Annotated in this window: 12 protein-coding genes; 10 read left to right on the forward strand and 2 right to left on the reverse strand. The window is 72.1% G+C overall.

Features of this window, described 5'->3' with window-relative positions; translation table 11 throughout:
• Positions 1–12 precede the first annotated feature (12 nt).
• The 10 genes from ACIRVH_RS12580 to ACIRVH_RS12625 all read left to right on the forward strand — a co-directional run bounded on the left by ACIRVH_RS12580 (position 13) and on the right by ACIRVH_RS12625 (position 10,292).
• Positions 13–2,589 carry a YfhO family protein gene (locus tag ACIRVH_RS12580; protein WP_403951483.1) on the forward strand — a complete coding sequence of 859 codons (2,577 nt, stop codon included), beginning with the start codon at positions 13–15 and terminating at the stop codon, positions 2,587–2,589.
• Positions 2,590–2,611: 22 nt separating this feature from the next.
• Positions 2,612–3,562, forward strand: coding sequence for a glycosyltransferase family 2 protein (locus tag ACIRVH_RS12585; protein ID WP_403951486.1), 951 nt, complete (start codon positions 2,612–2,614; stop codon positions 3,560–3,562).
• Positions 3,559–3,930, forward strand: coding sequence for a GtrA family protein (locus ACIRVH_RS12590; protein ID WP_403951489.1), 372 nt, complete (start codon positions 3,559–3,561; stop codon positions 3,928–3,930). The genes ACIRVH_RS12585 and ACIRVH_RS12590 overlap by 4 nt, the downstream gene beginning before the upstream one ends.
• A 45-nt stretch (positions 3,931–3,975) precedes the next feature.
• Positions 3,976–5,016, forward strand: coding sequence for an N-acetyl-gamma-glutamyl-phosphate reductase (argC, locus tag ACIRVH_RS12595; protein WP_403951491.1), 1,041 nt, complete (start codon positions 3,976–3,978; stop codon positions 5,014–5,016).
• Positions 5,013–6,164 carry a bifunctional glutamate N-acetyltransferase/amino-acid acetyltransferase ArgJ gene (gene argJ / locus ACIRVH_RS12600; protein ID WP_403951494.1) on the forward strand — a complete coding sequence of 384 codons (1,152 nt, stop codon included), beginning with the start codon at positions 5,013–5,015 and terminating at the stop codon, positions 6,162–6,164. The genes argC and argJ overlap by 4 nt, the downstream gene beginning before the upstream one ends.
• Positions 6,161–7,075, forward strand: coding sequence for an acetylglutamate kinase (gene argB / locus ACIRVH_RS12605; protein ID WP_403951497.1), 915 nt, complete (start codon positions 6,161–6,163; stop codon positions 7,073–7,075). Before argJ ends, argB begins: the two co-directional genes overlap by 4 nt.
• Positions 7,072–8,289, forward strand: a complete 1,218-nt coding sequence (locus ACIRVH_RS12610; RefSeq protein WP_403951499.1) for an acetylornithine transaminase — start codon at positions 7,072–7,074, stop codon at positions 8,287–8,289. Before argB ends, ACIRVH_RS12610 begins: the two co-directional genes overlap by 4 nt.
• 7 nt (positions 8,290–8,296) lie before the next feature.
• Positions 8,297–8,842 (forward strand): arginine repressor, encoded by a 546-nt coding sequence (locus ACIRVH_RS12615; RefSeq protein ID WP_403951502.1) that lies wholly within the window; start codon positions 8,297–8,299, stop codon positions 8,840–8,842.
• A gap of 96 nt (positions 8,843–8,938) precedes the next feature.
• A complete protein-coding gene (locus ACIRVH_RS12620) occupies positions 8,939–9,526 on the forward strand; it encodes an RNA polymerase sigma factor (RefSeq protein ID WP_094216895.1) in 588 nt (195 codons plus the stop codon).
• The gene (locus tag ACIRVH_RS12625; protein WP_403951504.1) at positions 9,516–10,292 is read left to right on the forward strand and encodes a hypothetical protein; all 777 of its coding nucleotides are present in this window, start codon (positions 9,516–9,518) and stop codon (positions 10,290–10,292) included. The genes ACIRVH_RS12620 and ACIRVH_RS12625 overlap by 11 nt, the downstream gene beginning before the upstream one ends.
• A 23-nt stretch (positions 10,293–10,315) precedes the next feature.
• Here the strand turns inward: ACIRVH_RS12625 and ACIRVH_RS12630 are convergent, their stop codons facing one another.
• Together ACIRVH_RS12630 and ACIRVH_RS12635 are read right to left on the reverse strand one after the other, a co-directional pair.
• A complete protein-coding gene (locus ACIRVH_RS12630) occupies positions 10,316–11,182 on the reverse strand; it encodes a serine/threonine-protein kinase (RefSeq protein WP_403951507.1) in 867 nt (288 codons plus the stop codon).
• The gene (locus ACIRVH_RS12635) at positions 11,179–12,999 is read right to left on the reverse strand and encodes an ABC transporter ATP-binding protein (RefSeq protein ID WP_403951510.1); all 1,821 of its coding nucleotides are present in this window, start codon (positions 12,997–12,999) and stop codon (positions 11,179–11,181) included. Before ACIRVH_RS12635 ends, ACIRVH_RS12630 begins: the two co-directional genes overlap by 4 nt.
• Positions 13,000–13,070: the final 71 nt, after the last annotated feature.

Below are 13,070 nucleotides of genomic sequence, written 5' to 3' on the forward strand. Positions count from 1 at the left end.
CGGGAACAGGGTGTGAAAGAGATATCCCGGCCGAGGCGGGCCGCCGCACTGCTCGCCGCGGCCGTCACGATCACGGCGTTCTGCGCCGCCGACGTCCTTGCCCGCAGCTACCCGTTCGGCCCCCGCACCCGCAGCGTCAACGACCTGGGCAACCAGTACGTGCCCTTCCACGCCCACCTGTGGGACCTGCTGCACGGCAGGGCCGACGGCGGCCTCCTCGTCAACTGGCAGTCCGGCTACGGCTCCAGCTTCCTGCCCGACGTCGGCACCTACCTGGGCAGCCCGTTCGCGCTGCTCGTGGCCCTCTTCCCGCGGGACGAGATCGACCTCGCGGTGTATGTCGTCACCGGACTGAAGACCGCGGCCGCCGCGGCCGCCATGGCCTGCCTGCTGCTCACCCTGCGCTCCGGCCGCTGGTGGGCGGCGGGCCTGCTCGGCGCCTCCTACGCCCTGTGCGGCTGGAGCGTCGCCGACGCCTCCTACAACCCCATGTGGCTGGACGGCCTCGTCGCGCTGCCGCTGCTGTGCCTGGTCGGCGAGTGGGCCATCGCCGGGCGCCGCCGCCACCTGGGCGTCCTCGTCGTGGCGCTCGCCTGGACCGCCAACTTCTACACCGCCTACATGGCCACCCTCGGCGCCGCCCTGGTCCTGCTGCTCCGGCTGCTGCTGGCGGACCTGCCCCGGCGGCGGGCGCTCGCGGCGGCCGGCCGCGCCGTACTCACCGTCGTCCTCGGCGTGGGCCTCGCCGCCCCGTTGGTGACGGTCATCTACTTCGGCACCAAGCACGCCTATCCGGGCCGCGTCCGCCAGTTCGCCCCGGTGGCCGGCGAGGACGTGCTGGCCCGGCTGCTGCCGGCGACGTACGGCTTCGGCTCGCCGGCCGTCTACGTGGGCATCACAGCCCTGCTGCTCGCCCTCGCGCTGCCGTTCCACCGCGCGGTCCCCGTCCGGGTGCGTGCGGGCTGGACGCTCCTCGTGCTCGCGGTGACCCTGTCGCTGCAGTGGGCGCCGACCCACCTGGTCTGGCACGCCTTCGCCACCCCGCAGGGCAGCCCCTACCGCCAGGCCTTCGTGCTCTGCGGCCTGCTGGTGATCGCCGCCTGGCACGCGCTGTCGTACGGCCCACCCGACCGGCGCGCGCTCACGGCGGCGGCCGGGCTGCTCGCCCTGATCGTCCTCGGGGCCGGCGGCAGCGACCTGGTGCGGGCCTTCGCCTGGCCCGTGCTGATGCTCGCCACCGCCGGCGCCCTCGGCGGACTGGCCCTGCTCGCCCGCGCCGACGCGGGTCGGCGCACCCGGCTGGCCGGCCTGGCCGTCGTCCTCCTGCTCGGTACGCAGCTCGGCGAGACGGCCGCCACCTCCGCCGTGGCCACCCGGCTGCGCCTCGGGCACCTGGACGACTACGCGCCCTGGGGGCAGCGGCAGCAGCGGCAGGCGGACGCCGTCGCGGGGGCCGACGACTGGCCCCGGTACCGGACCGACCCCGGACGCGAACAGACCGTCGGCAACGATCCGATGCTGGTGGGCGGCCAGGGCGCCCAGTACTACAGCAGCCTCACCTCCGACGTGCTCAGCCGTACGCTCACCGCGCTCGGTGGCGGCTGGACCTCGCGCGGCCGCAGCGTGCAGAGCCTGGACAACGCCGTCACCGACGTGATCTTCTCGGTCGGCGCCCGGGTCCACTCGCCGCCGGACCCGCACCAGAAGCACGTGCCGCAGGACGGCGACCGGGTGACCGTGACCCGGCGCGACGTGCCGCCGCTGGTGACCGTGCGGACCGCTCCCGACCGGGCCGTCTTCGGGCCGTCGCCGTACCGCAACCAGGAACTGCTGCTCGGCAGCCGCGTCTACACCGTGCCCCGCCTCGCCGTGCACGGCGACACCGGAAAGCCGGCCAGGGGAGGCCGGGTCGGGTCCGGGAACGCCGTCACGAGCCCGGCGATCACGGCCCGCTGCCCGGCCGGGACCCAGGTCTACCTGTGGGCCCCGCACTACTCGGGCACGGCGCGGCAGCACGGCGCCGGGGCCACCGCCCGCTTCCACTTCGAGTTCCCCCGCAACCGTGCCGCCATGGCACCGCTCGGCCCGGCCCCGGCGTCAGGGCGACTGCGCATCGAGCTGACCCCGGAACGGCCCGGCCGCATCCCGGGCGGTGCGATCGGCTGCCTGGACACCGCACGCCTGCGCACCGCGGCCGCCCGCCTGAAGGCCACCGGCGCCACCGAGGTCGCCGTCTCCGACGGCACCGTCCGGGCCCAACTGCCCGCGGGCAGCAAGGGGATCGCGGTCGTCGCCGCGCCCCGGATCGCCGGCTGGCGGTGCGCCACCGGCGGCGGCCCGGCCCGGCCGGCGGGGGAGTACCACGGGCTGATCGCCGTGCCCCTGGACGGCACCGCCGGCACCGCCGGCACCTCGACCTCGCTGACCTGCACCTTCCACCCGCCCGGCCTGTGGCTGGGCACGGCCGTCGGGGGCGCCTCGCTGCTCGCGCTCGCGCTGCTCGTCACCTTCACCGCCGTGCGCCGCAGACGCGCCCCGGGACCGTCCACGACCACACCACCACGCGAGCGCGTGACCACCGCCCTCTGACCGCGCCCCTGGGGGGAACGCCATGCTGATATCGATCGTCGCGCCCTGCTACAACGAGGAAGACGTCCTCGAACGCTTCCACGAGGAGGTCCAGAAGATCGCGGACGAGCTGCTGCCGCTCGGCCACGACATGGAGTTCGTGTACGTCGACGACGGCAGCCGCGACCGCACGCTCGCCGTGCTGGGGCACCTCGCCGACTGCGACGCGCGGGTGCGGTACGTCTCCTTCAGCCGCAACTTCGGCAAGGAGGCGGCCCTGCTCGCGGGCCTCCGGCACGCCTCGGGCGACTCGGTCGTCGTCATGGACGCCGACCTCCAGCACCCGCCGGAGCTGATCAAGCGGATGGTGGAGCTGCGCGGCCAGGGCTACGACCAGGTCATCGCCAGGCGCAGCCGCACCGGCGACCGCCTCACCCGCACCGTCACCGCCCGCCTGTACTACCGGCTCATCAACCGCCTGGTCGACGTCGAACTCGTCGACGGCGTGGGCGACTTCCGTCTGCTGTCGCGCCGTGTGGTGGACGCGGTCCTGAACCTCACCGAGTACAACCGCTTCTCCAAGGGCCTGTTCGCCTGGGTCGGCTTCCCGAGCACCACCTTCGAGTACGAGAACGCGACACGCGAGGCCGGCAGCAGCTCCTGGTCCTTCCGCAGTCTGCTCAACTACGGCCTCGACGGCCTGCTCTCCTTCAACAACCGGCCGCTGCGCGCCGCCCTCTGGCTCGGCATGGGCCTGCTGCTGTGCGCCGGGCTGTACACCGCCTGGATCGTGGGCGCCGCGCTCGTCAACGGAGTCCAGACGCCCGGCTATGTGACCATCATCACCGCCGTCACGGCCCTCGCCGGCGTGCAGATGGTCATGCTGGGAGTGATCGGGGAGTACACCGGCCGCATCTACTACGAGGTGAAGGGGCGCCCGCACTTCCTGGTGAAGGCGACCAATGTGGAACGAACGAAAGACCTCATTCCTTGAAACGACAGATCGTCACCTTTGCTGCGGTCGGTGTGATCAACACCGCCACTTATTACTGTCTCTACCTGTTGTTCCTCACATGGCTGCCCTACCTGGCCGCGCATATTCTCGCCTTTCTGCTCAGCATGATCGGATCCTTTTTCCTCAACGCGCGCTTCACCTACCGGACGCCGCCCACCTGGCGGAAATTCCTGCTGTTCCCGCTGACCAACGCCACCAATTTCCTGATCACGACCGCCGGGGTGTACGTGATCGTCGACGTCCTGCACGCCGGCAGCCGCTTCGCCCCGCTGCTCGCCTCTGCGGCGGCCATCCCGGTCACGTTCGTCGTGTCCCGCTGGGTGATGCTCCCCAGGTCGATTGCATAAACGTGCAGCGAAACGTATAGTCATGCCATCCAGAGGAGGGTGGACATGGCGGTACGTGCGGCGGTGGCCGGAGCGAGCGGATACGCGGGCGGAGAGGTCCTGCGCCTGCTCCTCGCGCACCCCGAGGTCGAGATCGGTGCCCTGACCGGCAACTCCAACGCCGGGCAGCGGCTCGGCGCGCTCCAGCCGCATCTGCTGCCGCTGGCCGACCGGGTGCTGACCGAGACCACGGCCGAGGCGCTCGCCGGGCAGGGCCGTCGGCATGATGTGGTCTTCCTGGCGCTGCCGCACGGGCAGTCCGCCGCCGTCGCCGAGCAGCTCGGCCCGGACGTCCTCGTCGTCGACATGGGCGCCGACTTCCGCCTCTCGGACGCGGCCGACTGGGAGACGTTCTACGGCTCCCCGCACGCCGGTACCTGGCCCTACGGCCTCCCCGAACTTCCGGGCGCCCGCGCCGCGCTGGAGGGGTCCAAGCGCATCGCGGTGCCCGGTTGCTACCCGACCGCCGTCACCCTCGCCCTGTTCCCGGCCTACGCGGCCGGACTCGCCGAGCCCGAGGCGGTGATCGTCGCCGCGTCCGGCACCTCCGGCGCCGGCAAGGCGCCCAAGCCCCACCTGCTCGGCAGCGAGGTCATGGGCTCGATGTCGCCGTACGGCGTCGGCGGTGGCCACCGGCACACCCCCGAGATGATCCAGAATCTCAGCGGGGTGGCCGGCGAGCGGATCTCCGTCTCCTTCACGCCGACCCTCGCGCCGATGCCCCGCGGCATCCTCGCCACGTGCAGCGCGTCCGCCCGGGACGGGGTGACCGGCGAGGCCGTGCGCGCCGCCTACGAGAAGGCCTACGCCGACGAGCCGTTCGTCCACCTGCTCCCCGAGGGACAGTGGCCCGCCACGGCGTCCGTCTACGGTTCCAACGCCGTTCAGGTGCAGGTCGCGTACGACGCGGCGGTGGGCCGCATCATCGCGATCAGCGCCATCGACAACCTGACCAAGGGCACCGCGGGCGGTGCCGTACAGAGCATGAACATCGCCCTGGGTCTCGACGAGACCACCGGGCTTTCCACGATCGGAGTCGCACCGTGAGTGTCACGGCAGCCAAGGGATTCCAGGCGGCGGGCATCGCCGCCGGGATCAAGGAGAACGGCAACCCCGACCTGGCCCTCGTGGTCAACAACGGGCCGCGCCGTGCCGCCGCGGGCGTCTTCACCTCCAACCGTGTGAAGGCCGCGCCGGTGCTCTGGTCCGAGCAGGTCCTCAGGAGCGGCCAGGTGACGGCCGTGGTCCTCAACTCCGGCGGCGCCAACGCCTGCACCGGCCCCAAGGGCTTCCAGGACACGCACACGACCGCCGAGAAGGCGGCCGAGGTGCTCGGCCGGGGTGCCATCGAGATCGCCGTCTGCTCCACCGGCCTCATCGGCGTCCTGCTGCCCATGGACAAGCTGCTCCCGGGCGTCGAGACGGCCGCGGCTCAGCTCTCCGAGCACGGCGGCGAGAAGGCCGCCATCGCCATCAAGACCACCGACACCGTCCACAAGACGTCGGTGGCGACCAGGGACGGCTGGACCGTCGGCGGCATGGCCAAGGGCGCGGGCATGCTCGCGCCGGGTCTGGCCACCATGCTGGTCGTCCTCACCACCGACGCCGATCTCGACGACGAGGTGCTGGACCGGGCGCTTCGCGCGGCCACGAAGGTCACCTTCGACCGCGTCGACTCCGACGGCTGCATGTCCACCAACGACACGGTGCTGCTGCTCGCCTCCGGCTCCTCCGGCATCACCCCGGAGTACGCCGAGTTCGCCGAGGCCGTGCGCCAGGTCTGCGACGACCTCGGCCAGCAGCTGATCCGGGACGCCGAGGGCGCCAGCAAGGACATCAGGGTCGAGGTGATCAACGCCGCGTCCGAGGACGACGCCGTCGAGGTGGGCCGCTCCATCGCCCGGAACAACCTCCTCAAGTGCGCGATCCACGGCGAGGACCCCAACTGGGGCCGCGTCCTGTCCGCGATCGGCACGACGAAGGCCGCCTTCGAGCCGGACCAGCTGAACGTCGCCATCAACGGCGTCTGGGTGTGCAAGAACGGCGGTGTCGGGGAGGACCGTGAGCTGGTCGACATGCGCTACCGCGAGGTGCACATCGTCGCCGACCTCGCGGCCGGTTCCGGGACCGCCACCATCTGGACCAACGACCTCACCGCCGACTACGTCCACGAGAACAGCGCCTACTCCTCATGAGCACTGGACCGACGCGTAAGCACACCGCCCTGCCCAAGGCCCAGATCCTCATCGAGGCGCTGCCCTGGCTGACCCGGCACCACGGCAAGATCGTCGTCATCAAGTTCGGCGGCAACGCCATGGTGAACGAGGAGCTGAAGGGCGCCTTCGCCCAGGACGTCGTCTTCCTGCGGCACGCCGGCCTCAGGCCGGTCGTGGTGCACGGCGGCGGCCCCCAGATCAGCGCCGCCCTCGACCGGCACGGCATCGTCAGCGAGTTCAAGGCGGGCCTCAGGGTCACCACCGAGGACGCCATGGACGTCGTACGGATGGTGCTGGCCGGGCAGGTGCAGCGCGAGCTGGTCGGGCTGCTCAACCAGCACGGCCCGCTCGCCGTGGGCCTGACGGGCGAGGACGCCCACACCATCACCGCCACCAAGCACCGGCCCGAGATCGACGGGGAACCGGTCGACATCGGGCGGGTCGGCGAGATCACCGCGATCGACACCGGCGCGATCGAGGCGCTGCTGGCCGACGGCCGCATCCCGGTCGTGTCGTCGATCGCCCGATCCCAGGACGACGGACATGTCTACAACGTCAATGCTGATACGGCGGCTGCGGCACTCGCTGCGGCACTGGGGGCCGAGACCCTCATGGTCCTCACCGACGTCGAGGGCCTCTACGAGGACTGGCCGAACTCCGACGAGGTGATCAGCCGCCTCACCGCGTCCGAGCTGGAGAAACTGCTGCCGGATCTGTCCTTGGGCATGGTGCCGAAGATGGAGGGCTGCCTGCACGCCGTACGCAACGGCGTCACGACGGCCCGTGTCATCGACGGCCGGGTCCAGCACTCGATCCTGCTGGAGATCTTCACCGACGAGGGCATCGGCACCATGGTCGTGCCCGACGAAGCCGAGGGGGAGCAGTCATGACGGATACCGTGACCAACGCAGAGCTGACCGCGCGCTGGCAGGGCGCGCTCATGAACAACTACGGCACCCCCCGACTGCCCCTCGTGCGCGGCGAGGGCGCCAAGCTGTGGGACGCCGACGGCAAGCAGTACCTGGACCTCGTCGGCGGTATCGCGGTCAACGCGCTCGGCCACGCCCACCCGGCCGTCGTCGAGGCGGTCAGCCGGCAGATCGCCTCCCTCGGACACGTCTCCAATCTGTTCATCGCCGAGCCGCCCGTCGCCCTCGCCGAACGCCTCCTGCAGGTCTTCGGCCGGGACGGCAAGGTCTTCTTCTGCAACTCGGGCGCCGAGGCCAACGAAGGCGCCTTCAAGATCGGTCGGCTGACCGGGCGCACCCACATGGTGGCGACCACCGGCGGTTTCCACGGCCGCACCATGGGCGCCCTCGCGCTCACCGGCCAGCCCGGCAAGCAGGCGCCGTTCCTGCCGCTGCCCGGCGACGTCACCCATGTGCCCTACGGCGACGCCCAGGCGCTCGCCGCGGCGGTCACGGAGGAGACGGCGCTCGTCGTCATCGAGCCGATCCAGGGCGAGAACGGGGTCGTGGTGCCCCCCTCCGGGTACCTGAAGGCAGCTCGGGCGATCACCGCGGCCACCGGGGCGCTGCTCGTCCTGGACGAGGTGCAGACCGGCATCGGCCGTACCGGCAACTGGTTCGAGTACCAGGCCCACGAGGGCGTCCTGCCCGACGTCGTCACGCTCGCCAAGGGTCTCGGCGGCGGGCTGCCGCTCGGCGCCACCGTGGCCTTCGGGCGCGCCGCCGACCTGCTCCAGCCCGGCCAGCACGGTACGACCTTCGGCGGCAACCCGGTCGCGTGCGCCGCGGGGCTCGCCGTCCTCGACACCATCGCGGACGAGGGCCTGCTGGAGAACGTCAAGCGGCAGGGCGGCGCGCTGCGCGAGGGAATCGAGGCGCTCGACCACCCATTGATCGATTATGTCCGGGGCGCGGGCCTCCTCCTGGGTATCGTGCTCACCGGGCCGCTCGCACCGCAGGTGCAGCAGGCGGCCCAGGAGGCCGGGTTCCTGGTGAACGCGCCCGCTCCCGACGTCGTGCGGCTCATGCCGCCGCTGAACCTGAGCGACGACGAGACAGGCGCCTTCCTCCGGGCGCTGCCCGGCATCCTCGGTGCAGCGAGCCCGGCGAACGGGGACGGACGATCCGGAGAATGAGACGACGATGAGCCAGGCGCAGGACCACGAGCACGCGGCGGGCGCCGGGCCCGCCGTGCCGCAGACCCGCACCGCACGGCACCGCCGGATCGTGGACATCCTCAACCGGCAGCCGGTGCGGTCGCAGAGCCAGCTGGCGAAGCTCCTCGCCGACGACGGGCTGAGCGTGACCCAGGCGACGCTGTCGCGGGATCTCGACGAGCTGAACGCGGTCAAGATCCGCAACAACGAAGGCGACCTGATCTATGCGGTGCCGAGCGAGGGCGGCTTCCGCACGCCCCGGGCGCCGCTCGGGGAGTCGGCGAAGGAGGAGCGGATGCGGCGCCTGTCCCAGGAGCTGCTGATCTCCGCCGAGGCCTCCGCCAACCTCGTGGTCCTGCGGACCCCTCCGGGGGCCGCCCAGTTCCTCGCCTCCGCCATCGACCAGGCCGAGCTGCACGACATCCTCGGCACCATCGCGGGCGACGACACGCTGCTGCTGATCAGCCGGGATCCCAGCGGCGGGCAGGCCCTGGCGGACCACCTCCTGCGGCTGGCCCAGAACGGTCACTGACGGGCGCCGTCGGGGGGACAGGCGGAGAATGGGGATGTGATCTTCCGCCGCGAAGGCCGTGCAATCTCCTGGCGGGGGCGGACCGTATATGGAGGTATGCAAGGGATTCGGTTCCCGGTGGGCCGGCTCCCGGACGAGGCTCTGCTGTCCGGGCTGGCCACCGGTGATCCGGAGCTTGCGGCCACCTTTGTACGGAGGTTCCAGCACACGGTCTTCGGCGTCGCCATCGCCGTCACCGGGGACCCGCAGCTCGCCGAGGACATCGCCCAGCAGACATTCGAGCGCGCGTGGCGTCACGCCCAGATCTACGACCCGCGCCGTGGCTCGGTGGCGACCTGGCTGACGACCATCGCGCACAACCTCGCCGTGGACGCACTCCGTTCGCGGCGGAGCGAGCCGATGGCGCCGGAGGACCTCGACGTGCTCCTCGACGTCGTCAGCGAGACGCCCGAGCAGTGGGCGCTCGCCGACGAGGCCTCGGCCCGGCTGCGGGCCGCCGTGGCGGAACTGCCACGGGAACAGGGTCGTGCCCTGGTGATGGCGGGCATCTACGGAATGACGGCCCAGCAGATCGCCGACTGGGAGAAGATCCCGCTGGGAACCGCCAAGACGCGGATCAGAACCGCGATGGCAAAGCTGCGGAACACGCTCACGTCTCCGAAGCGAGGCGACCATGGCCAGTGACGTGACCTGCGAGAAGCTCCGGGAGAGCGGCGCCGAACTGGCACTCGGCGTGCTGTTCGGGCGTGAGCGGGCCGAAGCGGTCGAGCACCTGGAGCGGTGCGCGGACTGCCGGGAGTACGTCGGGCATCTGACGCTCGTCGGCGACCGGCTGCTCGGCCTGCTGCCGCCGGCCGAGCCGTCGAACGGGTTCGAGACCCGGGTGGCGCGCGGACTGACCCGCGCCGCCGGCGCGCCCGAGGGCCGCACGCACACGTCCCCGTGGGCAGCCGAGCACAAGGGCTTCCGCGGCCGCGCCCGGCGGGCCCGGCTGCGGCTGGCCTCCGCCGTGGCCGCGCTCGCCATCGCCTGCGGCTTCGCCGGCTGGGGGATCGGCACCGCCGTCGAGGCGATCACGGCCTCGTCGGCCCCCGCCGTCGAGACCGAGCCCGTGCTGGTCGGGGATCTGACCTCGGCGCACGGGACCGGGGAGCCGGCCGGCGAGGTCTACGCCAACCCCGGGCCCCCCGGCTGGCTCTTCATGACCGTCGACCTCAACGGCACCCACGCCTCGTACACCGGCAAGGCCACGTGTCTCCTGGAGCATGCGGACGGCACCACCACCCGCGTCGGTGACTTCACCCTGCGCGACGGTCAGGGCCACTGGGGCGCGGCGACGCCCATCGAGCTCACGAAGGTCAAGGGCGCCCGCCTGACGGCGCCCGACGGCACCGTCCTGGCCACGGCCGACCTGCGCGTCGGCCAGGTTCAGGCCCCCGAGGGGGAGTGAACCCGGCCCACTCCGGGACGGCCTCAGGCGCGCGCGGTGTGGCGCCGATGGCCGGGCACCGCCGCGTCGAGGGCGGCGGCCAGCTCGCCGACGGTGGGCCGGGACGTCGGGTCGGCGCGCAGACACCCGTCGACGACGGCGGCGAGAGCGGCCGGCAGCCGCCGCCGGGACGTGATGGGCGGGGCGCTGCGCTCCAGCTGCGGACAGTGGTCCGCCCGCTGCCCCTCGCAGGACTCGTCCACGGCCCCGCCGGCGAACGGCCTGTCACCGCAGGCGAGTTCGTACAGCGTGATGCCGATGCCCCACACGTCGGCCGCGGCCGTCAGCGGCCCGCCGCGGGCCTGCTCCGGAGCCAGGTAGCCGAACGTGCCCAGGCCCGCGGGCGCGCCGCCGGGCGGCCGTGCGACGCTCAGGTCCAGCACCTTCGCATGGCCGCAGTCCACCACCACGTTGGACGGCTTGAGGTCCAGGTGCAGCAGGCCCTGTCCGTGCAGGTAGTGGACCGCGGAACACAGCTGCACCCCGAGGAGCGCCACGTCGGCGGCGGCCGGCCGCCGCGGCAGCCGGCCGATCAGGTGGGACAGCGTCTCACCGGTCAGTGTCTCCAGGACGACGAGCGGCTCGGGCGACTCGAACGTCTCGTAGGCGCGCACCAGGTGGGGGTGGCTGAACGCACACAGCCACCGGCCCTCCCGCAGCAGCCGCGCCCGCAGCCGATCCTCGCCCAGCCGGTCGGGACGTACCGTCTTGATCACACAACGGCAGGCCCGCGCCTCGCTCCAGGCGTCGTAGACGTCGAGCCAGCCGGTGCGCGTCAGGTGTTCCAGGACCTCGTAGCCCGGGGCCGGTCTCGCGCCCGGTGCGAGGGGCGGCGGGGCGGAGTCGCTCATGACAGGACGCTCCCCTCCGGCGCGTGCAGCCGGTGGAGCCGGGCGTACCTGCCGCCGCGCCGCAGCAGGTCGTCGTGGGTGCCCTGCTCGACGACCCGGCCGCCGTCCAGCACCACGATGTGCGTGGCGTCGCGGACGGTCAGCAGGTTGTGGGAGATGACGACGGTCGTCCGCCCGGCCATGAGCCGGCGCAGCGGGTCCATGATCCGCCGGCCGGACCGGACGTCCAGCCCCGTGGTCGGCTCGTCCAGCAGCAGCACGGGTGCGTCCCTGATCATCGCGCGGGCGATCGCCAGGCGCTGGCGCTGTCCGCCGGAGAGCGTCCGGCCGCGCTGGCCGACCAGCGTGTCGTAGCCGTCCGGGAGCGCCTCGATGAACTCGTGGGCGTCCGCGGCGCGCGCCGCCGCCACGATGTCCGCCTCCGTCGCCTCCGGACGGCCGTAGGCGATGTTCTCCCGCACGGTGCCGTGGAAGACGAGTGTCTCCTGCAGCACCACCGCGACGCTCTCCCGTACGTCGGCCAGGCGCAGCGAGCGCAGATCGGTCCCGTCGAGGCGGACCGCTCCCCGGTCGGGGTCGTAGAAGCGCAACTGCAGTTTCGCGACCGTGGACTTGCCGGCCCCGCTGGCTCCGACCAGCGCCAGTGTCTCGCCGGGTGCCACATGGAAGGACACGTCGGACAGTGCCCAGGACGGGATGCCCGGATACCGGAACCAGACGCCGTCGAACTCCAGGTCACCGTGGGCCCGGCCGATCGGCCGGGCGCCCGCGGCATCGGTCACCTGCGGCCGCTGGTCCAGCAGCTCGATGATCCGTTCCGCCGAGGCGGACGCCGCGTAGAAGGTGGTGCCGAGGCGGGACAGGCTGCGGACCGGGCCGTAGAGCTTGCCGATCAGCGCCAGGAAGACCAGCAGCCCGCCCAGGGTGAGCTGGCCCTGGGCCAGCTTCCAGGTGCCCAGGCCCATGACCGCGAGCCCGCCGGCCACCTCGATGACGTCGACGAGGGGTCCGTACGCGCCACGGATCCGTGCCGAGACCATCGCCGCCCGGAACCTGCCGATGTTCTCCCGCTCGAACCGCTGCTCCTCCCAGTCCTGACGGTTGTACGCCTGCACCAGCGCGACGTTGCCCAGCGTCTCCTCGGCGATCGCGCTGATCGAGCCGCTACGGCGCCTGCGCTCCCGCGACGCCGCCTTGATCAGCTTGGAGAAGTGCCGGGCCGTCCCCCAGAACAGCGGCACGATGACGAGGGCGAGGAGGGTGAGATCCCACTGCAGGTAGAGCAGCAGGCCGAGGAACACGCCCAGGCTGATCACGTAGTAGAGGGCGTCCGCGACGCCGGAGAGCAGGAACGTCTCGACCGCGTCGACGTCGCCCGTGACGCGCGAGAGCACGTCCCCGAGCCGCCGGCGCTCGAAGAATCCGAGCGACAGCCCTTGGACGTGCCGGAACACATCGGAGCGAAGGGTGAGCAGGAAGCGTTCGCCGACCCAGGTGGACGTCACGTCGTCGGCGTAGGCGAGCACGCCGGAACCGACGATGAGTCCCAGATAGGTCGGCGCGATCCACAGGAGCGGCCGGAGATCACGGGGGACGAGGACGTCGTCCACGACGATCTTGAACAGCCAGATCTCCGCGGCGTCGACGGCGGGGCCGATCAGGCTGAAGAACACGATGGGCACGAGCCAGCGCCGGCCACCGCGGGTGTACGGCCAGAACCGCCGGAACACCTCACGCGGGGGCACCGGAGGTGCGGCCGGCACCACGGCGTCGGACGTCTCGCCCACCGACAGTAGCCGCCGCAGGACATGCGCCATGGCATCCGTTCCTCGGGCATCGGCGAAGCGGACCGGGTCCTCACGAATCCGGTCCGCCAAGCCTCCGTGTC

The organism is Streptomyces sp. NPDC101165, assembly GCF_044768135.1.
Taxonomy (GTDB): Bacteria; Actinomycetota; Actinomycetes; order Streptomycetales; family Streptomycetaceae; genus Streptomyces.